23 protein-coding genes are annotated in these 25,836 nt (G+C 74.6%); 18 read left to right on the forward strand and 5 right to left on the reverse strand.

Annotated features, from left to right (window positions below):
• Window positions 1–24 precede the first annotated feature (24 nt).
• Window positions 25–945 (reverse strand): DUF3027 domain-containing protein, encoded by a 921-nt coding sequence (locus I3F58_RS03625; RefSeq protein WP_240106691.1) that lies wholly within the window; start codon window positions 943–945, stop codon window positions 25–27.
• A gap of 484 nt (window positions 946–1,429) precedes the next feature.
• On the opposite strand from I3F58_RS03625, the gene I3F58_RS03630 reads away from it, so the two are divergent.
• The 4 genes from I3F58_RS03630 to I3F58_RS03645 all read left to right on the forward strand — a co-directional run bounded on the left by I3F58_RS03630 (window position 1,430) and on the right by I3F58_RS03645 (window position 5,225).
• Window positions 1,430–3,052 (forward strand): MFS transporter, encoded by a 1,623-nt coding sequence (locus I3F58_RS03630; RefSeq protein ID WP_374207898.1) that lies wholly within the window; start codon window positions 1,430–1,432, stop codon window positions 3,050–3,052.
• A gap of 99 nt (window positions 3,053–3,151) precedes the next feature.
• A complete protein-coding gene (locus I3F58_RS03635) occupies window positions 3,152–3,631 on the forward strand; it encodes a DUF2771 domain-containing protein (protein ID WP_240106693.1) in 480 nt (159 codons plus the stop codon).
• Between the two features lie 2 nt (window positions 3,632–3,633).
• On the forward strand, window positions 3,634–4,383 hold the full coding sequence (locus tag I3F58_RS03640) for a futalosine hydrolase (protein ID WP_240106731.1): 750 nt from the start codon (window positions 3,634–3,636) through the stop codon (window positions 4,381–4,383).
• On the forward strand, window positions 4,380–5,225 hold the full coding sequence (locus tag I3F58_RS03645) for a 1,4-dihydroxy-6-naphthoate synthase (RefSeq protein WP_240106694.1): 846 nt from the start codon (window positions 4,380–4,382) through the stop codon (window positions 5,223–5,225). Before I3F58_RS03640 ends, I3F58_RS03645 begins: the two co-directional genes overlap by 4 nt.
• Window positions 5,226–5,237: 12 nt before the next feature.
• On the opposite strand, the gene I3F58_RS29270 is transcribed toward I3F58_RS03645, so the two are convergent.
• Window positions 5,238–5,621 (reverse strand): cold-shock protein, encoded by a 384-nt coding sequence (locus tag I3F58_RS29270; protein WP_308354945.1) that lies wholly within the window; start codon window positions 5,619–5,621, stop codon window positions 5,238–5,240.
• Window positions 5,622–5,787: 166 nt separating this feature from the next.
• On the opposite strand from I3F58_RS29270, the gene I3F58_RS03655 reads away from it, so the two are divergent.
• The gene (locus tag I3F58_RS03655) at window positions 5,788–6,045 is read left to right on the forward strand and encodes a hypothetical protein (RefSeq protein ID WP_240106695.1); all 258 of its coding nucleotides are present in this window, start codon (window positions 5,788–5,790) and stop codon (window positions 6,043–6,045) included.
• On the opposite strand, the gene I3F58_RS03660 is transcribed toward I3F58_RS03655, so the two are convergent.
• Window positions 6,015–6,644, reverse strand: coding sequence for an HAD family hydrolase (locus I3F58_RS03660; RefSeq protein ID WP_240106696.1), 630 nt, complete (start codon window positions 6,642–6,644; stop codon window positions 6,015–6,017). The two genes, I3F58_RS03655 and I3F58_RS03660, sit on opposite strands and share 31 nt — an antisense overlap.
• Before the next feature lie 212 nt (window positions 6,645–6,856).
• Between I3F58_RS03660 and I3F58_RS03665 the strand changes: the two genes are divergently transcribed.
• The 4 genes from I3F58_RS03665 (at window position 6,857) to I3F58_RS03680 (ending at window position 9,848) form a co-directional block, all read left to right on the forward strand.
• Complete coding sequence (locus tag I3F58_RS03665; protein ID WP_240106697.1) at window positions 6,857–7,411, forward strand: hypothetical protein; 555 nt, start codon at window positions 6,857–6,859, stop codon at window positions 7,409–7,411.
• 107 nt (window positions 7,412–7,518) lie between these two features.
• Window positions 7,519–8,187, forward strand: a complete 669-nt coding sequence (locus I3F58_RS03670) for a HEAT repeat domain-containing protein (RefSeq protein ID WP_240106698.1) — start codon at window positions 7,519–7,521, stop codon at window positions 8,185–8,187.
• Between the two features lie 7 nt (window positions 8,188–8,194).
• A complete protein-coding gene (locus tag I3F58_RS03675; RefSeq protein WP_240106699.1) occupies window positions 8,195–9,151 on the forward strand; it encodes a MerR family transcriptional regulator in 957 nt (318 codons plus the stop codon).
• Between the two features lie 70 nt (window positions 9,152–9,221).
• Complete coding sequence (locus tag I3F58_RS03680; RefSeq protein ID WP_240106700.1) at window positions 9,222–9,848, forward strand: NADPH-dependent F420 reductase; 627 nt, start codon at window positions 9,222–9,224, stop codon at window positions 9,846–9,848.
• 14 nt (window positions 9,849–9,862) lie between these two features.
• On the opposite strand, the gene I3F58_RS03685 is transcribed toward I3F58_RS03680, so the two are convergent.
• A complete protein-coding gene (locus tag I3F58_RS03685; RefSeq protein WP_240106701.1) occupies window positions 9,863–10,828 on the reverse strand; it encodes a hypothetical protein in 966 nt (321 codons plus the stop codon).
• Window positions 10,829–11,046: 218 nt separating this feature from the next.
• On the opposite strand from I3F58_RS03685, the gene I3F58_RS03690 reads away from it, so the two are divergent.
• The 7 genes from I3F58_RS03690 to I3F58_RS03720 all read left to right on the forward strand — a co-directional run bounded on the left by I3F58_RS03690 (window position 11,047) and on the right by I3F58_RS03720 (window position 20,928).
• Complete coding sequence (locus I3F58_RS03690; RefSeq protein ID WP_240106732.1) at window positions 11,047–13,512, forward strand: helicase C-terminal domain-containing protein; 2,466 nt, start codon at window positions 11,047–11,049, stop codon at window positions 13,510–13,512.
• A gap of 754 nt (window positions 13,513–14,266) precedes the next feature.
• Window positions 14,267–15,322, forward strand: coding sequence for an acetylserotonin O-methyltransferase (locus I3F58_RS03695; RefSeq protein ID WP_240106702.1), 1,056 nt, complete (start codon window positions 14,267–14,269; stop codon window positions 15,320–15,322).
• Window positions 15,319–16,749: an AMP-binding protein gene (locus tag I3F58_RS03700; RefSeq protein ID WP_240106703.1), complete on the forward strand. Its 1,431-nt coding sequence runs from the start codon at window positions 15,319–15,321 to the stop codon at window positions 16,747–16,749. Before I3F58_RS03695 ends, I3F58_RS03700 begins: the two co-directional genes overlap by 4 nt.
• Entirely contained in the window at window positions 16,746–17,537 is a 792-nt protein-coding gene (locus I3F58_RS03705) for an SDR family oxidoreductase (RefSeq protein ID WP_240106704.1), read from the forward strand. Before I3F58_RS03700 ends, I3F58_RS03705 begins: the two co-directional genes overlap by 4 nt.
• Window positions 17,534–18,280, forward strand: a complete 747-nt coding sequence (locus I3F58_RS03710) for a hypothetical protein (RefSeq protein ID WP_240106705.1) — start codon at window positions 17,534–17,536, stop codon at window positions 18,278–18,280. Before I3F58_RS03705 ends, I3F58_RS03710 begins: the two co-directional genes overlap by 4 nt.
• A gap of 165 nt (window positions 18,281–18,445) precedes the next feature.
• Window positions 18,446–19,141, forward strand: coding sequence for a hypothetical protein (locus I3F58_RS03715; RefSeq protein WP_240106706.1), 696 nt, complete (start codon window positions 18,446–18,448; stop codon window positions 19,139–19,141).
• Between the two features lie 107 nt (window positions 19,142–19,248).
• Complete coding sequence (locus I3F58_RS03720; RefSeq protein WP_240106707.1) at window positions 19,249–20,928, forward strand: DNA repair helicase XPB; 1,680 nt, start codon at window positions 19,249–19,251, stop codon at window positions 20,926–20,928.
• On the opposite strand, the gene I3F58_RS03725 is transcribed toward I3F58_RS03720, so the two are convergent.
• Window positions 20,876–21,106 (reverse strand): hypothetical protein, encoded by a 231-nt coding sequence (locus I3F58_RS03725; protein WP_240106708.1) that lies wholly within the window; start codon window positions 21,104–21,106, stop codon window positions 20,876–20,878. The genes I3F58_RS03720 and I3F58_RS03725 overlap by 53 nt on opposite strands.
• A 268-nt stretch (window positions 21,107–21,374) precedes the next feature.
• Here I3F58_RS03725 and I3F58_RS03730 point away from each other — a divergent pair, with 268 nt between their 5' ends.
• A complete protein-coding gene (locus I3F58_RS03730; RefSeq protein WP_240106709.1) occupies window positions 21,375–23,423 on the forward strand; it encodes a UvrD-helicase domain-containing protein in 2,049 nt (682 codons plus the stop codon).
• Window positions 23,424–23,628: 205 nt separating this feature from the next.
• On the forward strand, window positions 23,629–25,710 hold the full coding sequence (locus I3F58_RS03735; RefSeq protein WP_374207895.1) for a serine/threonine-protein kinase: 2,082 nt from the start codon (window positions 23,629–23,631) through the stop codon (window positions 25,708–25,710).
• The last annotated feature ends 126 nt before the right edge of the window (window positions 25,711–25,836 follow it).

Raw genomic sequence — 25,836 nt, forward strand, 5'->3', positions numbered from 1 at the left:
GCGCCCGAGTCCGGCCCCAGGGGCTCAGCTGTGGCCGAGGTCCTCCGAGGCCGTGTCCGGGGTCTCCGGGACCGAGCCGCTGTCGCGGGCGGGGCGGAGGGGGAACTCGTCGGAGGCCACGGAGTCCAGCACCGGCGGCGCCGGGCGCGGGGGCTTCGGCATGACCGCCGCCTCGGAGTGGCCGCCGCAGCCGTAGTCGAGGGAGACGACCCGGCCGTCCGCCGGGGAGAACTCGTTCGCGCAGACCCCGAAGGCCTGGCCCAGCGAGCCGCCCAGGCGCATCAGGAAGCCGCAGGACACACAGGACGCGGGGGCCGCCTGGGCCATCGGCGTCTTCGCCCCGTGCGCCTCCTCCCAGCGGTCCGCCGCCACGTGCAGGCCGTAGCGGGACAGGACGCGGGCCCGGCGCATGCCGAGGTCCTCCGCCACGGCCGCGATCGCGCCCCGCGACGGGGTTCGGGTCACGAACTCGGCGTCCTCCGTGTCCGCCAGATCCGTCATCTCCGCGGACACCGCGGAGTTCGGCGGCGCCTCGTCCTCACCGGAGTAGCCCGGCTCCAGCCGCAGGTCCTCCGCCTCGGTCGGCAGCAGGTCGCCCGGGCCCATGTCGCCGGGGCGCAGCCGCTCGCTCCACGGCACCCACTCGGGGGCGAGGAGCGCGTCCGGGCCCGGCAGCAGGACCGTCTCGTCCACGGTCACGGACTTCGCGCGTGACGCCCGGGCGATCGTCACCGCCCAGCGCCAGCCGCGGTAGCCCGCCTCCTGGCACGCGAAGAAGTGCGTGACGACCCGGTCCCCTTCGGCGACCGCCTCCACATGGTCCCCGACGACGCCGGGTGCGGCGGCCTCGTTCGCGGCGTCCCGGGCGAGATCTACCGCCTCGGCGCACAGGCGGTCGAGGGCGGGGGTACGCCGGGTACGGCTTCGCGTCGTCGCAGCACTCACAGGTCTCGCTTCTCTCCTACGCCGTCTCACAGGTGCACCGGCCGATGCGCGACAGCACGGGCGACGGGCGGAGCGGACCCCAGGACCGCATCGACGTCCACGCCCGACGTGCTCGGGCACACCTCACGTCATCCATTCTGCGGGATGCCGAAGCGGCGCGCGGCCGAGGCTTTTCCGCCGGTGGCGCGCTACGCACGCTACCTCTTCCACCGCCCGGGGCCCACATGCGCGTCCCAAGTCGGGGGGTGCTCACGCATGGCGGAGCCGTACGGAGGCCTGGACGAGAGCCCCGTCGGGTGCCCCTCGCCGCCCGTTCGGCCGTTCACGAAAGCCGCAAGTGGGGCAGTATGGCCACGTGGTACGCGCACGGCCGTCGCCCGGGTCACCGGAGCCTCCGAAGCGCCCAGACCCCTCCCGCCTGGGCGGCGCCGCCGAGCCCGGGAACCCGGAGACGCCCGCACATCCGGAGCCGCCCACGGGGCCCGTGACGCCCGGCGGCTCCCCGCCGCCCCCGCCTCCCGGGCCGCCGCCGGACGGAACGCTCCCGCCGCCTCCCGGGCCCCGTGCCCACAAGGCCGGGGGTGCCCGGCGGGTCGGGCGGGCACTGCACCTGCCGTTCACCGCCACCGCGCGGGGCGTCCGGCGGGCCACGCACGCGCAGGGGGCCGGGGAGTCCGGGCTCGGCAAACTGATCGAGCTGCACGCCGTCAACGGCGCCGGTGACGTCCTGATCACCGTCGCGCTCGCGTCGACGGTCTTCTTCTCCGTCCCCACGGACGAGGCGAGGGGCCGGGTCGCCCTCTACCTGGCGGTCACCCTCGCGCCCTTCACCCTCCTCGCGCCGGTCATCGGCCCTCTCCTCGACCACATCCCGCACGGCCGCCGTGCCGCCATGGCCGGGGCCATGCTGGCCCGCGCGCTGCTCGCGATCGCCCTGTCCGGCGCCGTCGCCACCGGCGGCCTGGAGCTGTACCCGGCCGCCCTCGGCGTGCTCGTCGCCTCCAAGGCGTACGGAGTGGTCCGCTCGGCTGTCGTCCCGAGGCTGCTCCCGCCCCGCTTCTCGCTGGTGAAGGCCAACTCCCGCGTCACCCTCGCGGGGCTCCTCGCCACCGGACTCGCCGCACCCATCGGCGTCGGGCTGCACCGCATCGGCCCCGAATGGCCCCTCTACGGGGCTTTCACGCTGTTCGTCGTGGGGACGTTCCTGGCGTTCACGCTGCCGCACAAGGTCGACTCCGCCAAGGGTGAGCGCAAGGCGCACATGCTGACGCACGGCGAGCAGAAGCCCAGCCTCCGGACGGTCGGCCCGGCGGTCCTGCACGCGCTTCAGGCGAACGCCGCGATCAGGGGGCTCTCCGGGTTCCTGATCTTCTTCCTGGCCTTCCTGCTGCGCGTCCACCCGCTCGGCGGGCAGAGCGCGGCGGTGTCCCTGGCCGTCGTGGGTGTCGCGGCGGGCACGGGGAACGCGTGCGGCACGGCGATCGGGTCCTGGCTCAGGGCCCGCGCGCCCGAGGTGATCATCGCGACCATGCTGACGCTGCTGCTGGCCGCCGCGGTGCTGGCCGCCGTGTTCTTCAGCGGGCTGGTGATCGCGCTGCTCGCCGCGACGGCCGGGCTGGCGCAGGCGCTGTCGAAGCTGTCGCTGGACGCGCTGATCCAGCGGGACGTGCCCGAATCGGTACGGACCTCCGCGTTCGCCCGGTCGGAGACGCTGCTCCAGATGGCGTGGGTGGTCGGCGGCGCGGTGGGGATCGCCCTGCCGCTGAACGGCGCGCTCGGCATGTCGGTCGCGGCGGCCATCCTGGCGCTCGGGGTGGCGGTCGCGGGCCGCGGCCTGATCGTCTCGGCGCGGCACGGCGGCGGGCACGGTGGTGCGCCGCCGCGGGGAGGCGGGCCCGGCGGGCATCCGGGTGACGGTGACGGGCCGGGGTCGCCGCCGTGTCGTGTGCGCCCCGCCGTCCGGGTGCCGTCGGGGTGGTGTGTTCCGGTGTGCGGGACGGGCGGCGGCCCGGTGGCGGGGGTGCGGGTGGCCGGGCCGGGGCGTCCGGGTGGTGGCGGCTGGTCCTCGGAGGGCCGGACGGCGGCCGGTCCGCCGGTGCGCGGGTGACGGGGCCAGGGCCGTTCGCCGGAGTCGTCGCCGCGTCGCCCGCGCGTCGTGCGAGCCCCGCTCGCGCCACCGGTGGCCCGGCCCGATAGCCTTCGCCCCATGACCGTTGCGTTCCTCTCCGGAAGGGCCCGCCGGGCCGGCGTCGCTCTGGGTGCCGTCTCCGCCGGCCTGCTCGTCCTGTCCGCCTGCGATAAGCCGACGCCTCTCGCGACCGTGACGGTCGGCACCACCTCGGTGAACACCGAGGCCGCCTCCGGGTGCTACGACACCGAGGGGCTCAAGGAGTCGCAGATCGAGAAGTGCGTCACCGCGAAGGACGGCAAGACCATCGAGATGTCGGTGGACGACCGGGTCCGCTTCGGCGTCGACCCGGAGGTCGCGGAGAACGGCTGGACGCTGCTGATCAACGGCCAGCGCGCCGAGCAGGAGCCGTACAAGAAGACGTACCGTTCGATCTCCGCCAGCCCGTTCTTCTCCAGCCCGACGGGCGAGGTCGCGGACACCGCGGAGATCGCGATCCTGGAGACGGACAAGAACAAGGCGATCGGCGTCTACCGCTTCACCTTCAAGCGGGTGTGACGCTGCGCGTCCTGGTCGTGACCGCGGTGGCGGCGGAGGCGTCCTCCGTCGCCCGCGGCCTTCCCGCCTCCGCCACCCGCACCACCCGGCCCCTCCCGACCGGCTCCGTCCTGACGAGCCACGCCCTGACCGGCGGGGTCGTCATCGACGTGGTCGACGCCGGGGTCGGGCCCGCCGCGGCCGCCGTCGGTGCGGCCACCGCGCTGGCCGCCGCGCCCCACCCGTACGGTCTGGTGATCTCCGCCGGGATCGGCGGCGGGTTCGTGCCGCGCGCGCCTCTCGGGACCCTCGTGGTGTCCGACGCGATCGTCGCCGCCGATCTGGGCGCCGAGACCCCCGAGGGGTATCTCGCCGTCGAGCGGCTCGGCTTCGGCCGGTCCGTGCATGTGCCGCCGCCCGCGCTCGTCAGGGCGCTCGCGGACGCGGTACGGCACGGGACGCGGCCGCCGGTGTGCCTCGTCGCGCCCGTGCTCACCGTCTCCACCGTCACCGGCACCGCCGCGCGCGCCGCCGAGCTGGCCGCCCGTCACCCCGGTGCCGGGGCGGAGGCCATGGAGGGCTTCGGTGTGGCCGAGGCCGCCGCCGCGCACGGAGTGCCCGCCGTCGAACTGCGGGCCGTCTCCAACGCCGTCGGCCCCCGCGACCGCGCCGCCTGGCGGATCGGCGAGGCGCTGGACGGGCTGAGCGCCGCGTTCGAGGCGCTGAGCGCGAGCTTCCCCTTCCCGGACCTGCTGGAGGACCGAGCCCCGTGACCGGCACGACGCGTATCGCGTACTCCCCCTGCCCCAACGACACGTTCGTCTTCCACGCGTGGGCGCACGGCCTGGTGCCCGGCGCCCCGGAGCTGGACGTCACCTTCGCGGACATCGACGTCACCAACGACCTGGCCGAGCGCGGCGAACTGGACGTGCTGAAGGTGTCGTACGCGGTGCTGCCGTGGATCCTGGACGAGTACGCCCTGCTGCCCTGCGGCGGCGCGCTGGGACGCGGCTGCGGGCCTCTGGTCCTTGCGCGGGAGCCGGGGACGGACCTGTCCGGCCGTACGGTCGCCGTCCCGAGCGAGCGCTCCACCGCGTATCTGCTCTTCCGCCTGTGGGCGGCGCGGGCGGTGCCGGGGGGCGTGGGGCGGGTGGTCGTGCTGCCGTTCCACGAGATCATGCCGGCGGTACGGGACGGCCGCGTCGACGCGGGACTGGTCATCCACGAGGCCCGCTTCACCTACGCGTCGTACGGGCTCCACAGCCTGGCCGACATGGGAGAACACTGGGAGGCCAAGACGGGCCTGCCCATCCCGCTGGGCGCGATCGTCGCGAAGCGCTCCCTGGGCGGGCCCGCGCTGCGGCGCCTCGCGGACGCGGCCCGCGCGTCGGTACGGGCCGCCTGGGCGGATCCGTCCGCGTCCGGCGCCTATGTGCGGGCCCACGCCCAGGAGATGTCACCCGAGGTGACCGCCCGCCATATCGGCCTCTACGTCAACGACTTCACGGAGGACCTGGGCGCGGAGGGGTACGAGGCGGTGCGGACGCTGCTGGCCGAGGCCGCCGCGCAGGACCTGGTGCCGCAGGTGTCCGCGGAGTCGTTGACGTTTCCCTGAGCTCGGCCGGGGTCAGACGTCCAGCTGGTCCGCCACCGCGCGCAGCAGGCCCGCGATCTTCCTGCCGTGCGCCTTGTCGGGGTACCGGCCCCGCTCCAGCATCGGCGTGATGTTCTCCAGCAGCGTCGTCAGATCCTGCACGATCGACGCCAGCTCGTCCGGCTTCCGCCGCTGCGCCGCCGCGACCGAGGGCGCGGGCTCCAGAACCGTCAGGGACAGTGCCTGGTCGCCCCGCTGGCCCGCCACCACGCCGAACTCCACGCGCTGCCCGGGCTTCAGGGTGTCGACCCCCGAAGGGAGCACGGACGAGTGCACGAAGACGTCGCCGCCGTCGTCGCGGGAGAGAAAGCCGAAGCCCTTCTCGCTGTTGAACCACTTGACCTTGCCGGTAGGCACGTCCTGTTCCTCGTCTTCGTACTCGATGGGGCACGCCGGGAAAACGGCTCTGGATAGCACTACAGCGGGTCGCACCGGACCCGCCATCGAATAAGGCTAATGGTCCCGGGCGTCGTGACAAGACGTCCCCGGTTCGTTCCTCCGGCCTGGGAACTACCCTGGCTGAATGCGTAGTGAAACCACCGAGAGCGCCCCCGCGCCCGGGGACGGGCTGATCCGTGCCGGTGCCGTCGTCTTCGTCATCGGCGCGGTCGCCACACTCGTCACCATGGCACCGCTCTTCCTGGGAACGGATCCCTTCCCCCCGGTCGCGTACGGCGTGTGCATGCTCATGGGCGTCGGTTTTCTGATCTCCGGTGCCGGGGTGTTCCGTTCGATCGCGGCGCAGCGCCGTCAGGCCAGGGGAGCGGTCCGCTCCGCGTAGGCCGCCCACCAGGCGGGAAAGGCCGTCAGATCAGGCAGGACGACGTCCGCGCCCGCCGCCCGCAGGGCCTCCTCGTCGTAGGGCCCCGTCGCCACGGAGACCGCGAGGGCGCCCGCCGCGCGGGCGCCGCGTATGTCCCCCAGGTGGTCGCCCACGTACACGCGCGCGTGGTTCTCCTTCAGGGCCTCCGCCTTGGCCTCGGCCCACAGACCGCCCACCACCTTGTCGGGGCCGAGGCCCAGGTGTGTGAGGTGGAGCCTGGCGTGGGGCTCGTTCTTGGCGGTGACCACGAGCGAGCGCCCGCCCGCCGCGCGAACGGCTTGAATTGCACCCTCGGCGCCGGGCAGTGCGGGCGACGGCGTCACCGCGTGTGTGGGATAGATCTCACGGAAGGCGTCCACCATGTCCGCGATCCGTTCCTCCGGGAACCAGTTGGCGAGCTCCTTCTCCAGAGGCGGACCGAGCCGGGAGACCGCCAGATCGGCGTCGATCCACACTCCCGTGCGGGCCGACAGCTCCCGGTAGGTGGCCCGGATACCGGGGCGGGAGTCGATGAGCGTCATGTCGAGGTCGAAGCCGACGGTGAGTGCGCGTGTCATGGGCTCATTGTGCCGAGGAGGCGTGGGCAGTCGGTTTTCGGACGCCGCCGGGCGGTGCGTTGCCGACGGAACGTCCAGACCGGCGGGCAGGGAACCTCCCCCAGTCCCTGGGCGCGACCGGGGCCCTCACGGCCGCGGCGCCCGGCGGTGCGCGGCCACGGGCGTACGGGAGGCCGACGGGGTCCCGCGCCCGCGTCTGAGGGGATCAGCGGATGGGAGACGGGGCCAGGACCGAAGGGGCCGGGTGGTGGGATCGGCTGCCTGCCGGGATCCGCGCGCAGGTCGACGCGTACGTCCTCCAGGACGCCCGCCTGCACGCCGTCCGCACCGTCTGGGAGGCGGGCCGCGCCCAGGGCCTTGGTCTGCACGAGGCCCAGCTCGTCGTGCACCGGCGGTACGCCCGCCACGGTGACCGGATCGCCCGCACCCCGGACGACCCGCTGGACGTGGAGTCCCTGGCCGCCCGCGCCTCCTCCGCCCCCGGCCCGGTCGCGGCGGTCGAGGCGGTGTGGGACGGGGACACCGTCCACGACTGGTTCGTACTCCTCCTGGCCGTCACCGCCGACCCGCCGGGCGATCACCGCCTGGCCACCGTCCACGCCGATGCGGCCGTGCGGTTTCTCGGCGACGGTCCCCGCGGCCGGGCGCACCCGTCGGCAGCCGCGGCCGAGCGGGCCGGGCGCGCGCCGGCCGGGTTCCTCTCGGTGCCGTTCCACTTCGCGAGCCCGGACACCCCGGACGACGAGGCGCCGCGCGGACGGTCCTGATCCGGTGCCCCCGCTCCGGCGGAGCCCGCACGGCGCAGCCCGCGGGGACGCCCGCTTGACCTTGACACGGTGACAAGGTCTTCACTGCGGTCGAGGAGGTGGTCCCGATGACCCTGCCGGAACAGGACACGAGCACGGTGAGCGCCCTCCGGGCGCTGGAGAACCACAGCGCGTCGGTGAGGCTGCGGGCGGCGCTGGCCGTCGGCACGACCCCGGACCCGCGGTGTGTCGACCGGCTCGTCGAACGGTGCGCGGTCGAGCCCGAGTTCTCCGTTCGGGAGATGCTGACCTGGGCACTCACCCGCCACCCACCGTCGAGGACCGTCCCGAGGCTCGTCGGCGAACTCCGCTCGGAACGCGTACAGGCACGGAGCCAGGCCCTGCACACGCTGTCCAAGATCGGGGACCGGCGGGCGTGGCCGGCGATCACCCGGGCGCTGCTGGCGGACGCCGACGACGAGGTGGCGCGAAGTGCCTGGCGGGCGGCGGTCGTCCTGGTGCCCGAGGGGGAGGAAGCCGCACTGGCCGGGGTGTTGGCGACACAGCTCGGGCGCGGCGAGCGGGCGACGCAGTCGAGTCTCAGCCGGGCGCTGATCGCCCTGGGTGACGTGACGGTGCCGCTGCTTCGGGCCGCGCTGACGGATCCCGATCCCCGGGTGCGTGGGCACGCGGTCGCGACGGAACGGCTGCGGCGGGACCCGGACGCCGGGTTCGAGCTCGCGGCCGAGGAGGCGAAGCGCGTCGTGGCGCTCGGCGCGACGGGCCGGGAGGGGTGAGCGGGCGGTGCTGATCGGTGAGGTGGCCCGGCGGTCCGGGGTCAGTGCCCGCATGCTCAGGCACTACGAAGCGCTCGGCCTGGTGCGGCCGACGGGCCGTACCGCATCCGGCTACCGCGAGTACTCCGGTGAGGACGTCCGGCGGATCTTCCACGTGGAGAGCCTGCGGTCGTTGGGGCTGTCGCTGAGGGACGTCGGGCGCGCGCTGGACGACCCGGGCTTCAAGCCCTCGGGCCTCGTCGACGACCTGATCCGCCGGTCGCGGGAACGCATCGCGGCGGAGGAGGAGTTGCTCGGGCGCCTGCGGCGGATCGGTGCCGCGGAACCAGCCGGGTGGGAGGACGTCCTCCAGACCGTCGCGCTCCTCCACGCCCTCGGCTCGGAGAGCGCCGGGCAGCGCCAGCGCGCGGCCCTGTCCGCGGTCGAGGAGGTTCCGGTGCCGGTGGAGGCACTGGTCGAGGCGGTGCTGAGCGAGCCGGACCCGAACGTCGCCGGAGCCCTCCGATGGGCCCTGGCCCATGCGGGCGACGGCGCACCGGCGCTGCTGGCGGAAGGCCTCGGCTCCCCCGTGGCCGAGGTGCGGAAGCGTGCCGTGGAGAGCCTCGCGGAGATCCCGGGCGCCGAGGCGACCGCACTGCTGCGGGACGCCCTCACGCACCCTGACCCCGCGGTCCGCGGGTGTGCGGCGCCGGCGCTCGGGGCGGACGAGCCGACGGCCGGCGGCGCCGCGGACCCCGCGGGCGGTGCGGGAGCAGGCGAACGCACGCCGCACCGGGGCGACCGGCGGCCAGCAGGTGCTCCCGGGTCCTCGCGCGCGCCGATCCGCGATGGATGCTCTCTCTGCCGGGACCGCACAGCCCGCGGGCGCTGTGCGGTCCCGCCGGGATCAGGGGAGGAGCAACTCCTTTGCGGGGAGGGTTCTTCGATGCGCGGTCCGCACGGTTCCCTCAGCCGGACGGGCTAGGACCTTGGTGCCGGTATACCTGGGCCCGAGGGCCGATCCGCCCCGGAACAGCGGAAGTTAGTGTCTCGGCATGCGCTTAGGACTACTTGGAACCGGCAACGTCGCCCGGGCACTGGCCCATGGCTGGAGTGCCGCAGGACACGATGTGCTCCTCGGTTCGCGTCGGCCCGAGGACCGGACCGGCCTCGGCCTCCCCGTGGCGGGCCTGAACGACACCGCCGCCCATGCGGAGGTACTCGTCAACGCCACCCCGGGGAACGTCTCCCTGGAACTGCTGCACTCCATCGGGGCACCGGCGCTGGCCGGGACCCCGCTGATCGACATCGGGGTCGGCCTCTCCGAGGACTTCACCGAACTCTCCCACCCCAACAGCAGCCTGGCAGAGCAGATCCAGGCGGCCTTCCCCCAGACCCCCGTCGTCAAGACGCTGTGCACCATGGATTCCACCGCGATGACCGCACCGGACGGTCTCGACGGGCCGAGCACCGTCTTCCTCTCCGGCGACGACGCCGAAGCCAAACGGACCACCGGCCTCCTCCTCACCGACCTCGGCTGGCCGCCGTCGTCGCACCTGGACATCGGGGACATCACCACCGCACGCGGACAGGAGCATTTCGCCCTGCTCTTCATGGGCATCGCGGGCGGTCTGGGATCCCACACCTTCAACATCCGGGTCGTCCCCCGCGCCTCTGCCTAGAGCGGGGGCGGGCGTCAGGCGCGGCGCGCCCGCCACAGCAGGTACAGCGCCGATGCCAGGGCCGCCGCCCGGATCACCCACGGCCAGGTCGCCGTCAGGGCCTCGCTCAGGGCCTCACCGCCCGACGGGACCTGGTCGCCCCAGCGGCCGTCCAGCCGGCCCCACAGCCAGACCGCACCGCCCGCCGCCGCCAGGCCCGGGAGGCCGAAGACCGCCCACTTGGCCTGGGCGCGGCTCAGCTTGCGGGAGGCGTACGCCATCGCCCAGCCGCCGGCCAGCGCCGGCCATGAGCCCAGCACCACTCCCACGACGAGGAGAACCGAGGCCAGGAGGAGGAAGGGGTTGCGGGGGAGGGCGGGTCTCCGGGCGGGGGGCGGGGCGTCGGAGGGCTCTTCTCCGGGAGCCGCCCGGAGCTGTGCTCTTCGGCGCTTCAGGAAGGCGGGGAGGAAGCGGGGGCCGTCGGCCGCGGGGGGCTCGGTCTTCTTCTCCGGCTCCGGCTTCTTCGGGTGCTCCAGTATCTCCGGGATCTCCACGCCGCCCATGAAGCCCGGTACCGGCGCCAGCGACGGATCCGGGGGCGTTTCGGGCATGTCGCCGTTCACGCGCCACCACTCGGGCTCCGGCAGCGGGTCCCGGACCGGCTGGTCCTCGGGGCGGGGGGACGGGAGGTCCGCCCCCTCCATGGCGAAGGCCGCGTCGGACGCCGGCCTGGGCGTCCGGGCCGTGCGCTGCCCCGGGACGTTCAACGCGCCGCGGGCCACCGCCGTCACCACCGCGTCGGGCGTGCCCAGGCCGTCCAGGATGCGCCGTACCGTCCCCGGGGTGTCCGTGCCGGTGCCGTCCTCGCGCTGCCGGGCGATCTCGTCGCGCAGGGACGCGACGAGGTTCATCCGCTGCTTCGCGGGCACGTGCCGCTGCTGTGCCAGGTCCCCGACCCGGCTCAGATAGTCGAAGACCAACTGGTCGCTCTCGATGCCCACTCGCTCGCAACCTCTCCGTGAGCCCGCCGTGGCCGACGCGTCGACGTTAGCGCCTGTGCCCCGGGCAGGGGCTAACGTGGTGCGGATGACGCGACCCTCACGGGGTCGGCTGCGGGGCACTGGCGGGACGGGAACGTTCCGGGACGGGACTGGAGGCGCGCGTGGCCGAGCGGGAAGCAGAGCAGGCCGGCGGGGTGGCGCCCGCTGTGGGGGATGCCATGCGGGGCGGTGCGCCGCGGACGCTGGCCGAAGAGCTGCGGGTGCGGGACGACCGGCGGCTCGCCGCGCTGCTGCGGGCGCGGCCCGATCTGCTCGCGCCCGTGCCGGGCGACCTGACGCAGCTCGCCACCCGCGCCGGGACCCGGGCCTCCGTCGTACGGGCGCTGGAGCGGCTGGACCGGTTCGCCCTGCAGGTCGCCGAGGCGCTGGCCGTGGCGCCGGATCCCGCCTCGTACGAGGACCTTTCGCGGCTGATGGCGGGGGAGGGCGGGGATCCCGGGGTCGAGCGCGCGCTCCCGGCTGCACTCGGCACGTTGCGCGAGCAGGCGCTGGTCTGGGGCGGGGACGAGCGTCTCCGGCTCGTACGGACCGCGCGGGAGCTGCTGACCCCGTCGCCGCAGCATCCCTCGCCCACCGGGCTCGGTCCGGCCGTCGCGGAGGCCACTGCCGGGATGTCGCCCCAGCGCCTGCAGGAGATCCTGCAGGCGCTGGGGCTGGCCTCCACACATGATCCGGTTTCCGCCGTCGCCGCCCTGGCCGGGCTCTTCGCCGACCGGGAGCGGATGGGGCGGCTGCTGGACGAGGCGCCCGCCGAGGCGCTGGCCGTGCTCGACCGGCTGGTGTGGGGGCCGCCGTACGGGGAGGTGACCGCCAGTCCCGCGCCACCCGTGCGCTGGCTGCGCGACCGGGGGCTGTTGCTGCCCACCTCCGCGCGGACCGTCGTCCTGCCGCGTGAGGCCGCGCTGCATCTGCGGGGAGGGCGGGCGCACCGGGTGGTGGAGCCGCTGCCGCCTGCCGTCGAGCCCGTACGGGAACACCGTCCACAGGTTGTGGACAGTACGGCGGCCGGGCAGGCGCACACCGCGCTCGCGACCGTGGAGGAACTGCTCAAGGAGTGGGACCAGGGCGGGCCCGCTGTACTGCGGGCCGGGGGCCTGTCGGTGCGGGATCTGCGGCGGACCGCTGCCTCGCTCGACGTGCCGGAGCCCGTCGGCGCCTTCTGGCTGGAGCTGCTGTACGGGGCCGGGCTGATCGCGTCGGACGGCGAGGCGGACGAGCGGTACGCGCCCACGCCCGCCTGTGACGAGTGGCGGGAGCTGCCGGCCGCGCGGCGCTGGGCCGAGCTGGCGGTGGTGTGGCTCGCTGGGACGCGCACGCCGGGACTGGTGGGGAGCCAGGACGCCAAGGGGCGGACCCTCGCCGCGCTGGGACCCGATCTGGACCGGTCGGCCGCCCCCGAGGTGCGGCGGCGGGTGCTGGAACTGCTGGGGGCGCTGCCGGAGGGGGCCGCGCCGGACGCGGGGGCCGTGCTGGCGCGGCTGCGGTGGGAGCGGCCGCTGCGGGGGGCCGAGCCCCGGGGCGGCCGGGAGGGCGCCGTCGACTTGCGGGCGCGGCTGGCCGGGTGGGCCATGGAGGAGGCCGAACTGCTGGGCGTGACCGGGCGCGGGGCGCTGTCCTCGCACGGGCGGGCGCTGACGGGCACGGACGCCGGGACCACGGCGGACGCGCGCGCCGGGACGGGGCCCGATGCCGCCGTCGCGCTGCTGGCGCCGCTGCTGCCCGAGCCCGTGGACCATGTGCTGCTGCAGGCCGACCTGACCGCCGTCGCGCCCGGGCCGCTGCGCCGGCCGCTGGCCGACACGCTGGCCGTGCTCGCGGACGTCGAGTCCAAGGGCGGAGCCACCGTGTACCGGTTCACACCCGGGTCCGTACGGCGGGCCCTCGACGCCGGGCGGACGGCCGCCGAACTGCACGCCTTCCTGGCCGAGCACGCGCGTACACCGGTCCCGCAGCCGCTCGCCTACCTGATCGACGACGTCGCCCGGAAACACGGGCATGTGCGGGTGGGGGCCGCGTCCTCGTACGTACGGTGTGACGACGACGCCCTGCTGGGAGAGATCCTGGCAGACCGCCGGTCCGGGCCCCTGGGGCTGCGGCGCCTCGCGCCCACCGTCCTCGCCTCCCAGGCCGACCCCGCCGCCCTGCTGGAGGGGCTGCGGTCCATGGGGTACGCCCCCGCCGCCGAGTCGGCCGAGGGGGACGTGCTGGTGACGCGCGCCGACGCGTACCGCACCCCTCCGCGTACCGCCCCCGCGCCCGTCCCCGAGGGGCCGCCCCTCCCGGACGACACGCTGCTCGGGGCCGCCGTGCACGCGATCCGGGCCGGTGACCGGGCCGCCACCGCCCCGCGCAAGGCCGAGCCCGCCGCGCCCCCTGTCCAGCCGGGCGGGCTGCCCCGGACCTCGCCCGCCGACACCCTCGCGACTGTCCAGGCCGCCGCGCTCACCAGTGCCGCCGTCTGGATCGGGTACGTCAACGCGGACGGCGCCGCGAGCCAGCGCGTCATCGCACCCATCCGGGTCGAGGGCGGCTTCGTCACCGCGTACGACCACACGGCCGACGAGGTGCGGACCTATCCGCTGCACCGGATCACGGGCGTGGCCGAGCTGGCGGAAGATCTCTGATGACTGACAGCCATTCATATTTTCTGGACGGCAGTGTGATTGCTGTTCTCTCCTGTACGGAATTCCGGTGCCCGGGAATGTGACGGGATTCTCGTGGCCTGCCTGCCGTCTCGATGCCGTGCGTATTCGGCATTCCCCGGTTCCGTTGCCGCGTCACCCGCAGAGGGGCCATTCACATGCCGCGCGCCCGGTTCGCGCGACAGGTTCGTCTCCGCCCGACGGTGTCGCCGTCACCACACCTGAAGGAAGTGCGTTCTGACGTAACGTCAACTCGACGCTCGCCTACCGGACCGGCGCCCGCCCGGTCGGCCGCGGCGTGGAACCCGTCAGCTGTGTAAGCCTGTTCGCCGAGCCTCCGGCCGAACTGGTCACCGGGGTATGGGGCATTCGCACGGCCGACTTCACCCGTCTGCCGCCGTCCCGGCTGCCCGGAGGGGCGGCTCCGGGTACGTGGTCGAGGACCGTCACCGTCGCACAGGCCGCCGCGCCCTGCGGCGACCGGCCCCCGCCGCGATGCAGGCCCGCCCGTCCGGGCGCACCCGCCCGGACGGGCGGCTCGCTTCCCTTCCTTCCTGATGCGATCAGCCGGGCTCCGGCCGGTGGCGCCGCCGGGCTCGGACACCCGTCGCACCATCGGTCAGAGACGCTGCCCAAGATCGCCTGAACGGGTGAAACGACGCGGTGTGATTTGTGCCGACTTCATGCCGATACACAGAATGCGGCGCGTGATGATCACGACGATGACGAGCGCCACGTGCTGACGCACCAAGGCGCGCAGGCGGGTCTGCGCCGTCGGATGCTCGGACTGCTGACCGGGGCCTGGACCACTCAAGCCGTGCGTACCGCTGTGGAGTTAGGGCTCGTGGACGCTCTCGCCGACGGCGCTCTCCCGGCGCGGCAGGCGGCCGGGCGGATCGCCGCCGATCCCGGCGCCACCGAACGCCTGCTGCTCTTCCTCGCCGGGCTGGGGGTGGTCGAGCCGCGGGACGACGGCTATGCGCTGACCCCGCTGGGTGCCCTGCTGCGCACCGGAGTTCCGGGATCGGCCCGGGAGCTGGCCCTGCTGTACGGAGACGAGTTCCACCAGTCGTGGCACGAGCTGCCGTACGCCGTACGCACCGGACAGGAGGGCTTTGCCCGGGTGTTCGGCGCGCCGGCGTTCGACCACATGGCGGAGCGGCCCGACATGGCGGAACGGTTCGCCGGAGCCATGGCGTTCGGGGACGTCTTCTTCGAGTCGCTGGCCGAAGCCCACGACTTCCGGGGCGCCCGCCGCGTGCTCGACGTCGGAGGGGGTGACGGCGCGCTGCTGGCGCAGTGCCGGTGGCTGCGGGGCGTGGTGGTGGACCAGCCCCACGTGTCCGAGCTGTGCGGCACCCGCATGAGCGAGGCGGGAGTCGCCGACCGGTTCGCCTTCGTGGGGGCCGACTTCTTCACCGGTCCGCTGCCCCCGGGCTGCGACGTCCACATCCTCTCCCGCATCCTGCACGACTGGGACGACGACCGGTGCGTCGCGCTGCTGCGTGCCTGCGCCGACGCCCTGGTGCCGGGTGGTGTCGTGCTGGTGGTGGAGCGGCCGCTGCCGGAGCAGCCGCTCGGATCGCAGGACGGCACCGTGGACCTGGCCACGGCGTGGAACCTGCACATGCTGGTCAACACCAGCAGCGGACGGGAACGCACCCCGCAGGAGTACCAGCGGCTCTTCGCCCGGGCGGGGCTGGAGCCCGGGCGGGCCACGCTGCCGCTGGACATGGAGGTCCTTGCGGCGCGCCCCGCCGCGGCGGCCGGAGAAGCCGGGGGCGAGGAGTGACGCCGCGGCTGACGCCCTACGTCCTGGCCGCCGGTGCCCGGCCGGGGGATGCGGAAGCGGTGGTGGAGGCCGACACGGGACGCCGCGTCAGCCGTCGCGAACTCGGCGACGCCGTGCGCCGGACCGCGGACGGCCTGCTGGGACTCGGGCTGCGGCAGGGGGACACCGTGGGGCTGCGGCTGTCGAACGGCATCGACTTCGTGGTCGCGCTGCACGCCGTGCTGACAGCGGGCGGCAGCGTCGTCCCCGTGAACCCCGCCCACACGGCCGACGAGGCGCGACGCCAGCTGGAACAGGCCGGAGCCGGCTGGCTCATCGACGCCACGGACGGCGAAGGGAGGCGGGCCGCACCCCTGGAACGGCTGACCGCCCCGCCTGCCGTCGCCCCGGAGAACGCCGGGACCGGAGCGGGCCCGCACGCGAGGGAGGCGAGCGACTCCCTCCGGGAAGCCGGAACGGCCGTGGTCGCCTCCTCCAGCGGTACGACCGGCCTGCCGAAGACGGTCCGCCTCAGCCACCGCAACATGATCGCCGCCCTGACCGCCGGTACGGCCGCCCTGCCACTGGCCCCGGACGACCGGGTGCTCGCCGTCCTGCCCTTCGCCCACGCCTACGGCCTCCAGGCGGTGCTCCATCACACACTGCGCTGCGGCGGCACGGTCGTCACCCTGGCGAGGTACCGGCCGGGACCGGCCCTGCGGGCGGCGGCGGAGCACGGCGTCACCCGGCTCTTCGCCGTACCGCCCCAGCTGCGCACCCTGTGCGCCGCGCAACGGGAGGCCCCGGTGAACCTGGACCGGCTGCGCGGCGTCGTCACCGGAGGCGCTCCCGCGGCGCCCGGTCTGCTCGCCGACGCCCGCCGGGTTCTGGGTGCCCCGGTGCGGATGGGCTACGGCCTCACCGAGACGGCCGGGTACCTCGCGGTCGCCGCCGACGACGACACACCGGAACCGGGCCGGACGGCGCCCCTCGTCGCGGGCGTGGAGCACCGGCTCGTCCAGGGGGAGCTGTGGGTGCGCGGGCCTCAGGTGGCGCGTGACGCCGTCGACGCGGACGGCTGGCTGCGCACCGGAGACCTGGTGTCCCTGGAGCGCGGCACGCTGCGGATCACCGGCCGGTGCAAGGAGCTGATCAAGGTCAACGGCTACCAGGTGGCTCCGGCGGAGCTGGAGGAGCTGATGCAGCGCCATCCGGCGGTCGCCGACGCCGCCGTGGCCGCGGTCCCCGACCCGGTGACGGGCGAGGCGCCCGTGGCCTACGTCGTGCTGTGCGCCCCCGTGGCGGACGCCGAACTCGCCGCCTTCGTCAACGCCCGGGTCGCGCCGTACAAGCGCGTCCGGACCGTGCACCGGGTCACTGCCATCCCCCGCACCGCCTCCGGGAAGATCGTCCGCAGGCTGCTCACCGTCCCGGCGGAGCCCCGGTGACCGCCGCGATCCGCACGGCGCTGGTGACGGGCGGCAGCCGCGGCCTGGGGTTCGCCGTCGCCCGCAGACTGGCCCAGGACGGCGTGCGCGTGGCTCTGGTGGCGCGTTCGGAGCGCGGCGTCCACGACGCCGTCACCACACTGCGCAGCGCCGGCTGCACGGCGTACGGCCGGGCCGCCGACGTCACCCGGGCCGACGACCTGCGGACGGCGCTGGACGAGCTGCGCGACGCACTCGGCACGGTGGACCTGCTGGTCAACAACGCCGGAGTCGAGGGGCCGTTCGGGCCGCTGTGGGAATGCGACCCCGAGGCGTGGTGGGCGGCGATGGACACCAACGTGCGCGGGGTGCTGCTGGCCACCCACGCCCTGCTGCCGGCCATGCTGGCCCGGCACACCGGACGGATCGTCAACCTGGCCAGCCACGCGGGGATGCACCGCTGGCCGCACGTGTCGGCGTACTCCGTGTCCAAGGCCGCCGTCATCAAACTGACCGAGAACCTCGGACAGGAACTGCGCGGCACCGGTGTCCTCACCGCGTCCCTGCACCCCGGCATCGTCCTCACCGGATTCACGGACGCCGTCCTCGCCGGGGAGGCCGACCCCGCGACGTGGCGCGGCCGGGCGCACCTGTGGCTGCGCGGGCAGATCGAGGCCGGCCGGGGCGTGCCGCCCGAGGCCGCCGCCGACGCCGTCGCCGTGCTGGCCCGGCGGCTGACCGAGACCTCGTCCGGCGCCTACTTCACCACCGAAACGGTCACCCGCCTCGCGAACGACGGAGCCCCGTGAACCCCCGCCCCGCCGTGCCCACGGCCGGTCCCACACCGCTCGACGACCAGGATCTGCGCCGTCTGGAGCGCGCCGCCCGGCTCCTGCGCACCCTCTGCACGCGGACCGCCCTGGCCGGGGTCCTCCCCGGTACCGCACCGCCCCGAGCGCTCGAACAGCTCGCCACGGCATGCCGGGTCGACCACCTCGCCATGATGATCTTCCCCGTCGGCCTCGACGCGGCCCGTGCGGAACTCGCCCGCCGAGGCCTGCCCAGCCGCCCGCCGCTGCCCAGCACGGTCGTCCGCGAACGCGTACGCCGCCGCCTCGGCCGCACCGCCCAACCGGACGTACGCATTCTGTACATCCCGGTGGCGGGACCCGGGGGCGCTCCCCGGGTGATCGAGGCGTTCGTCCTGGCCGACCCCGACCGCAGCTTCGACGACGTGGCACGGGACGAGCGTCTGCACCGCCGCGAGGACCACCTGGCCGTGACGACCGAGGAGGCCCCCCGGCACCTGCCGGGACTGTGCGCCCTGCTCCGCGACCACTGCGGTCTCCACCCGGACGGCGGCGGCCACAACCCCGCCGACGGGCCTGCCGGGCGCACCGTCCTGTACTTCACCCGGCGCCGCACACCTCCGCCTTCCCCGCAGGGCCTGCCGCACCGCCTCGAACTGGTCCTCCCGGGCCGCCATGACGACCTGCTCCGCACCCACCTCGGACGTACCCGGGAGCCGGAGTCCCCTCCAGGCCGGTCCTGAGGCAGGGTGCCGGACGGGTACGACCGCCGACAGTCCGGCACCAGCACCACGACCGGTGTCCCGCGCTCGCGCCGGGTGCCGCAGGACGGCGGGCCCCCGGTCGTGAGTACCGCTCTGAGTACGAGCGCTCAGGTCCGCGCGGGCCCGGCCGGGGAAGGTGGGGGCATGACGACGCCTTCGCCGACGACCCCGTGTCCGCCGAGTCCCGGTCAGCCGTACGACTCCGCCGGCCGGCCCCTGCCGGTGCGGCCGGGGAAGGTGGTCGCGGTCGTCGTGGCGTTCCTGCTGGTCCTCGTCGGCGGGGCGGTGGCGTGGTGGGCGATGCGCGACGGGGACGGTCCGTTCGCCGGGCGTCCGCGCGTGAACGACGGGAAGGCCGGGCTCTCCTACGCGATCCCGGAGGGCTGGCAGCGCAACGAGGACAAGCTGCTCGACGCCTTCACCTCTGCGGTCACGGGGGAGGGGCCCGGGGGCGCCGGAGGCTCGGGCGGATCGGTGCTCGCAGGCCGTGCCGGGGGCATCCCGCAGGCCCGGCTGAAGCAGCAGACGGAGCGCGCGGCCTACTCGAACGCCGAGTTCTTCTGCCCGGACGGAGGCAAGACGCTCCGGCGCTCCGAGGCGACGGCCGTCGGCGACCGGCCCGCCCACACGGTGGTCGTCGAGGTGACCCGCCCGGCCTGCGGCACCCTCCACCTCCGGATGACGATCATCTCGGTGGACGACGACCGCTCGGCCTTCCTCATCGGCCTCGCCCAGGACAAAGGCGACAAGGACGGCGGGGGCGGTCAGGGCGCGGCAGCGCGGGAGGAAGGGCGGGGGCTCGTCGACGCGGTGATCGCGGACGCCGCCCTGACCCGCTGAGCGCCGGGCGCCCCGCACACCGCCCGCGCCCACCCGCTCACGCCCCGCGCACGCGGGGGCCGTCCCGGTAAAATCGGCTGCTTACGCAATCCGCCGGAGGTGTGCGCGTGTCCTGCCTGATCGTCCAGAGCGACAAGACACTGCTGCTCGAAGTCGACCACGAGCAGGCCGACGCCTGCCGTCGTGCCATCGCGCCGTTCGCGGAGCTGGAACGCGCGCCCGAGCACATCCACACGTACCGGATCACGCCCCTCGGCCTGTGGAACGCCCGCGCCGCCGGGCACGACGCCGAGCAGGTCGTGGACGCGCTCGTCGAGTTCTCCCGCTACCCCGTCCCGCACGCGCTGCTCGTCGACGTCGCGGAGACCATGGCCCGCTACGGGCGGCTCACCCTCAGCAAGCACCCCGTGCACGGCCTGGTCCTCACCACCACGGACCGCCCGGTGCTGGAGGAGATCCTGCGCTCCAAGCGGATCAAGCCGCTCGTCGGCACCCGGCTCGACCAGGACACCGTCGCCGTCCACCCCTCCGAGCGCGGCCAGATCAAGCAGACCCTGCTGAAGCTCGGCTGGCCCGCCGAGGACCTCGCCGGGTACGTCGACGGCGAGGCCCACCGCATCGACCTGGAGGAGGACGGCTGGTCGCTGCGCCCCTACCAGCAGCAGGCCGTCGAGGGCTTCTGGCACGGCGGCTCCGGTGTGGTCGTCCTCCCCTGCGGCGCCGGGAAGACGCTCGTCGGAGCCGGGGCCATGGCGAAGGCCAAGGCCACCACGCTGATCCTGGTCACCAACACCGTCTCGGCCCGCCAGTGGAAGCACGAGCTGGTGAAGCGGACCTCCCTCACGGAGGACGAGGTGGGCGAGTACAGCGGGACCAGGAAGGAGATCCGGCCGGTCACCATCGCCACGTACCAGGTGCTGACGACCAAGCGGAAGGGCGTCTACCCGCACCTGGAGCTGTTCGACTCCCGGGACTGGGGCCTGATCGTCTACGACGAGGTGCATCTGCTGCCCGCGCCCGTCTTCAAGTTCACCGCCGACCTCCAGGCCCGGCGCCGCCTCGGTCTCACCGCGACCCTCGTACGGGAGGACGGCCGCGAGTCGGACGTCTTCTCGCTCATCGGGCCCAAGCGGTTCGACGCACCCTGGAAGGAGATCGAGTCGCAGGGCTACATCGCGCCCGCCGACTGCGTGGAGGTGCGGGTCGACCTGACCGACTCGGAGCGGCTCGCGTACGCGACCGCCGAGAGCGAGGAGAAGTACCGCTTCTGCGCCACGACGGACACCAAGCGGCGGGTGACCGAGGCCCTCGTCAGGAAGTTCGAGGGGCAGCAGATCCTGGTCATCGGCCAGTACATCGACCAGCTCGACGAGCTGGGGGAGCATCTGGACGCGCCGGTCATCAAGGGCGAGACGTCCAACGCCCAGCGGGAGAAGCTCTTCGACGCGTTCCGCGAAGGCGAGATCAACGTCCTCGTGGTGTCCAAGGTCGCGAACTTCTCGATCGACCTGCCGGAGGCGACCGTCGCCATCCAGGTGTCCGGCACCTTCGGGTCCCGGCAGGAGGAGGCGCAGCGGCTCGGCCGGGTGCTGCGGCCCAAGGCGGACGGGCACCAGGCGCACTTCTACTCGGTGGTCGCGCGGGACACCATCGACCAGGACTTCGCGGCGCACCGCCAGCGGTTCCTGGCGGAGCAGGGGTACGCGTACCGGATCATCGACGCGAGCGATGTGCTCAGCCGGGGCGATGACGGGATTCCCGGAGGTGGCGGGGGAGCGAGCGCCTGACGACACCGGCGGCCTCCTCGTCGTACCGGCCGAGCACGGCCACCTCGAACGCGGTGGACGCGAGGACGCGCAGGGCACGGAAGACGTCACCAGGGAGGACGGCGGGCCTGGAGGCGCTGCCCAGCGCGGTGGCGCCGAGGGCGGGGCCCGGGGCAGGGGAGACGGTGGTGGAGGTCATGCGTCCATCGTGCTGCGTCCCGGGCCCGGTCTCGTCGCTCCCGGGACGGAACCGGGCGGGCCCCCGCGTACGACTCAGGTCAGACGCCGACCCCTACGGATCCCCTACGGGGCGGACCGGCGGCCCTGGCGGAAACCGTTCGCGGCTCCGCGCGCCCGCCACTAAACTCCCTCCCTTGCCCGCCTCCCGCGTCGCCAGGGAGCGCCGCCCTCCGCTCGGAAACCGGAGGGCCCCGTCATTCCGAAGTCAGTACGCCGGAGGCCCTCCCATGTCCGCAGCCAGCACCCCCGACTCCGACCCCCTCGCCCGCGAGCGCGCCCATCTGGCGTCGTCCCGGACCGCCCTGCGGGCCATGCGCGAGGACGTGGAGGCGCTCGACATCCGGGACGTGACGGCCAACTGGGTCAACGCGCAGATCCTGACCCGGCAGATCGAGGACCGCATCAAGGCCCTCGCGGACCACGCCGACACCCCGCTGTTCTTCGGCCGCGTCGACTACCTGCCCACCACCCAGCAGGGCCAGCGCTTCTACATCGGACGGCGGCACGTCCACGACGCGGACGGCGACCCGATGGTGATCGACTGGCGGGCGCCGGTGTCGCAGCCCTTCTACCGGGCGTCGAAGAAGAACCCGCAGGACGTACGGCTCCGGCGCCGCTTCGGCTACACGGGCGGCGAGCTGACGGCGTACGAGGACGAGAACCTCACCGACCCGGCGGAGGAGGAGCGTACGAGCCGGCTGCTCCAGACGGAGATCGAGCGCCCGCGCGTGGGCCCGATGCGGGACATCGTGGCCACGATCCAGCCGGAGCAGGACGAGATCGTGCGCAGCGGCCTCGGCGGGACGGTCTGCGTGCAGGGAGGCCCGGGGACCGGCAAGACGGCGGTGGGCCTGCACCGGGTGGCGTACCTGCTGTACGCGCACCGGGAGCGGCTGGCCCGCACGGGCACCCTGGTGATCGGCCCGAACCGCTCGTTCCTCCACTACATCGAGCAGGTGCTGCCCGCTCTGGGCGAGTTGGAGGTCAGGCAGGCGACGGTCGAGGACCTCGTGTCCGCCCATGTCGAGGTCCGGGGCGCCGACGACGCGGCGGCCGCCGTGCTGAAGGGCGACGCCCGGATGGCGGAGGTGCTGCGGCGGGCGCTGCGGTCCCATGTGACCCTGCCGACGGAGCCCGTGGTGGTCGTCCGCGGCTCGCGCCGCTGGCGCATCCCCGCGTACGAAGTCGAGGAGATCGTACGGGAGCTGCTGGCGCGCGACATGCGGTACGGCGCGGCCCGCGAGGCGCTGCCGCAGCGGATCGCGCACGCGGTGCTGGTGCGGATGGAGGCGGCGGGCGAGGCGCCGGACGACCGGGTGCAGGACGCGGTGGCGCGGAACACGGCGGTGAAGGCGGCGGTCCGGACCCTGTGGCCGCAGGTGGACCCGGCGAAGCTGGTGCTGAGACTGCTGTCGGACGCGGAGTTCCTGTCGGCGCACGCGGAGGGTGTCCTCACGGCCGACGAGCAGAAGACCGTCCTCTGGCAGAAGCCCCCGAGGAGCGTCCGCTCGGCGCGGTGGTCGGCGGCGGACGCGGTGCTGGTGGACGAGGCCGCGGACCTGATCGCGCGGACGCAGTCGCTGGGCCATGTGGTGCTGGACGAGGCGCAGGACCTGTCCCCGATGCAGTACCGGGCGGTGGGGCGGCGCTGTTCGACGGGCTCGGCCACGGTGCTGGGGGACCTGGCGCAGGGCACGACGCCGTGGGCGACGCGGAGCTGGGCGGAGGCGCTGGCGCACCTGGGCAAGCCCGAGGGGCGGCTGGAGGAGCTGACGGCGGGCTTCCGCGTGCCGCGTGACGTGATCGCGTACGCCTCCCGGCTGCTGCCGCACATCGCGCCGGGCCTGGCCGAGGTGCGGTCGGTGCGGGAGAACCCGGGCTCGATGGAGGTGCGGGAGGTGCCGGTCGACGCGCGGGACGCGGAGGTGGTGGCGGCCTGCGTGGAGTCCCTGGAACGGGAGGGGTCCATCGCGCTGATCGCGGCGGATCCGAGGACCGACGCGCTGGCCGCGGCGCTGGCCGCGGCGGGGGTGCCGTATCTGTCACCGGGCGAGGAGACCCGGCCGGACGCCCGTCTGACGCTGGTCCCGGCCTCGCTGGCGAAGGGCCTGGAGTACGACTACGTGGTGCTGGACGAGCCCGCGGCGGTGGTGGACGCGGAACCGGACGAGCGCACCGGACTGCGGCGCCTGTACGTGGCGCTGACCAGGGCGGTGTCGGGGCTGCGGGTGGTGCACGCGGCGGGGCTGCCGGAGGCGCTGGGGGGCGGCGCCTGACGGGGGCGGAGCAGTCGGCCGCTGCACATGCGGCGGTCTCCCCCCGGCGGCCGGTCGCCCGTGCGGCCTGTCCCTGCCGGGCGCCGGGGGGCGGTGCGGCCTGTCCCTGCCGGGCGCCGCTGCCTGACAGCTTCAACCCCCGCTAGGCTGCTGCGCGTTCGACGACCGATCAGGCAGGCGGACGGCGCGGGACCAGGCGGGGGACATGGGCGAATTGCGCGGCGAGGGCGCGGAGGGGCGACGGGACGCGCCCGAGGACGACCGGCGGGGCACGGACCGGCCGGGCGACGGCACCGGCCGGGGCACCGGCGGGGCCGAGGGCGGCGCGCGGCAGGGCGCGGGCCCCGCCGGTGGCGGTGGGACCGGAGGCGTACCCGGCATGGAGGCGCTGGCCCCGGGCGATCCGGACCGCATCGGCGGTTATCGGCTGCTGGGGCGGCTCGGGTCCGGCGGGATGGGCCGGGTGTACCTGGCCCGTTCCGGGGGCGGCCGTACGGTCGCGGTCAAGGTGGTGAATGAGGAGCACGCGGCGGACGAACAGTTCCGGGCCCGCTTCCGGCGCGAGATCAAGGCCGCGCGGAAGGTCGGGGAGCATTTCACGGCACCCGTCCTGGACGCGGACCCCGACGCGGAGCGGCCCTGGGTGGCGACCGGCTTCGTGCCGGGGCCGTCGCTGGAACAGGTCGTCCGGCAGTACGGTCCCCTCCCGCCCGCCACCCTGCGCGCCCTGGCGGACGGCCTGCTGCGGGCCCTGCGCGGCATCCACGCCGCCGGGATCCTGCACCGCGACCTGAAGCCCTCGAACGTGCTGCTCACCGTGGAGGGCCCGAAGGTCATCGACTTCGGCATCGCCCGGGCCATGCAGCCGTCGGCGGAGTCCCTGGTGACCAGCACCGGCATGGTGGTCGGCTCGCCGGGCTTCATGGCCCCGGAACAGGTGCGCGGCAGACCGCTCGGACCCGAGGCGGACGTCTTCGCGCTGGGCTGCGTCCTGATGTACGCGGCGACGGCCCGCCTGCCGTTCGGCCACGGTGCCGGGAACCAGCACGCGGTCATGTACGGGATCGTCGAGGACGAACCGGAACTGCACCGGGTGAAGGACGACCGGCTCCGCGCGTTCGTAGCCCGCTGCCTGCAGAAGGACCCCGCGGAACGCCCCGACGTGGACACGCTGCTGGGCGAGGACCCCCTGGCGGGCACCCACGGCACGGGAGACGCGTGGCTCCCGCCGGAACTGGTGGCCCAGCTGGCCCGTCAGGCGGCGAGACTGCTGGACGCGGAGGCACTGACCGCGCCGGAGCCGGAAGCGCCGGAGGCAGGCCCGGCAGCCGCCGACCAGGGCACCCTCGGCCTCCGCCCGGACCCGGCACCCGGGGACCGGCCGCCGGCAGGAGGCACGCCCCCCGGCCGGTCCCGCAGACGATGGGTCATCCTGCCCGTAGCCGTCGCGGTGGTCGTCGGAACCGGTGTCGCCGTGCCCTTCGTCCTCCCCGACGACCAGGACCGGGTGCGGCAGGCCGCGCCGGGCCGGGACCGCGGCGGCGCGGCTCCGCCGCCGGACGCACCCGCACCGTCGACCCGCGCCTCGGGCGGCCCCACGCCCTCCTCCTCGCAGAGCGGGACGGCGGGGGAGGGCTCGCCCGGCCCCGGGAAGGACGGCGAGAAGGGCGACGGATCGTCTCCGAACGGCGGGGCGGAGGACGACGCCGTGCGAGGCGCCGCATCCGGTGGCTCCGCACCCACCCGGGCAGGCGACGCGCCGCCTGCCACCGGCTCCGGTTCGGGTTCGGGTTCCGGTTCGGGTTCGGACTCCGGTTCCGGTTCCGATTCCGGATCCGGCTCCGGTTCCGGCTCTGGTTCCGGCTCCGGGACGAACCCTGGCACCGCCCCCGCCCCCGGCCCCTCCTCAACCCCCGCCCCCGCCCCCGCCCCCGCCCCCGACAACAGGATCCCGTCGTCCTTCGTCGGCACCTGGACGTACTCCGGCCAGTACAACGTCAACCAGCCCCAGACGGTGACCGTCTACCGGGTCGCTCCCGGCCAGACCGCCGTCAGACTGGTCACCGACGTCAACGGCGCCCACTGCGAACACGTGGCCAAGCTCGTCTCGGTGACGGACAACGGCCGCCGTATCAACGTCGGCACGGCAACCGTGGACCGCGCCCGCTCCGCCAGTTACTGCGCCGCCCAGGACCCCTCCTACTTCGCCCTCGCCACCCCCACCGGCATCCGCCACGACGTAGGCCCCGCCCACGGCGACGGCTACCACTACGAACGGGCGAACTGAGCGTTCGGGAACTGCGGCAGGAGCGGCAGCGGGCGCCTTCGGGGCTGTGGAAGACGCGGTCGCACCAGTCGCAGGTGACGAGGGCGAATCCGGGCATCGGCCGCCCCTCCGGCACGGGCGGCGCGC

This window comes from Streptomyces sp. MUM 203J (assembly GCF_022414595.1).
Lineage (GTDB): Bacteria > Actinomycetota > Actinomycetes > Streptomycetales > Streptomycetaceae > Streptomyces.

What these genes read in the sequence shown, in the direction of transcription:
- I3F58_RS03635 (WP_240106693.1), top strand. Translation starts at nt 3,152, where the DNA reads ATGACCGTTGCGTTCCTCTCCGGAAGGGCCCGCCGGGCCGGCGTCGCT.
- I3F58_RS03655 (WP_240106695.1), top strand. Translation starts at nt 5,788, where the DNA reads ATGCGTAGTGAAACCACCGAGAGCGCCCCCGCGCCCGGGGACGGGCTG.
- I3F58_RS03660 (WP_240106696.1), bottom strand. Translation starts at nt 6,644, where the DNA reads ATGACACGCGCACTCACCGTCGGCTTCGACCTCGACATGACGCTCATC.
- I3F58_RS03665 (WP_240106697.1), top strand. Translation starts at nt 6,857, where the DNA reads ATGGGAGACGGGGCCAGGACCGAAGGGGCCGGGTGGTGGGATCGGCTG.
- I3F58_RS03670 (WP_240106698.1), top strand. Translation starts at nt 7,519, where the DNA reads ATGACCCTGCCGGAACAGGACACGAGCACGGTGAGCGCCCTCCGGGCG.
- I3F58_RS03680 (WP_240106700.1), top strand. Translation starts at nt 9,222, where the DNA reads ATGCGCTTAGGACTACTTGGAACCGGCAACGTCGCCCGGGCACTGGCC.
- I3F58_RS03690 (WP_240106732.1), top strand. Translation starts at nt 11,047, where the DNA reads ATGCGGGGCGGTGCGCCGCGGACGCTGGCCGAAGAGCTGCGGGTGCGG.
- I3F58_RS03715 (WP_240106706.1), top strand. Translation starts at nt 18,446, where the DNA reads ATGACGACGCCTTCGCCGACGACCCCGTGTCCGCCGAGTCCCGGTCAG.
- I3F58_RS03725 (WP_240106708.1), bottom strand. Translation starts at nt 21,106, where the DNA reads ATGACCTCCACCACCGTCTCCCCTGCCCCGGGCCCCGCCCTCGGCGCC.
- I3F58_RS03730 (WP_240106709.1), top strand. Translation starts at nt 21,375, where the DNA reads ATGTCCGCAGCCAGCACCCCCGACTCCGACCCCCTCGCCCGCGAGCGC.
- I3F58_RS03735 (WP_374207895.1), top strand. Translation starts at nt 23,629, where the DNA reads ATGGGCGAATTGCGCGGCGAGGGCGCGGAGGGGCGACGGGACGCGCCC.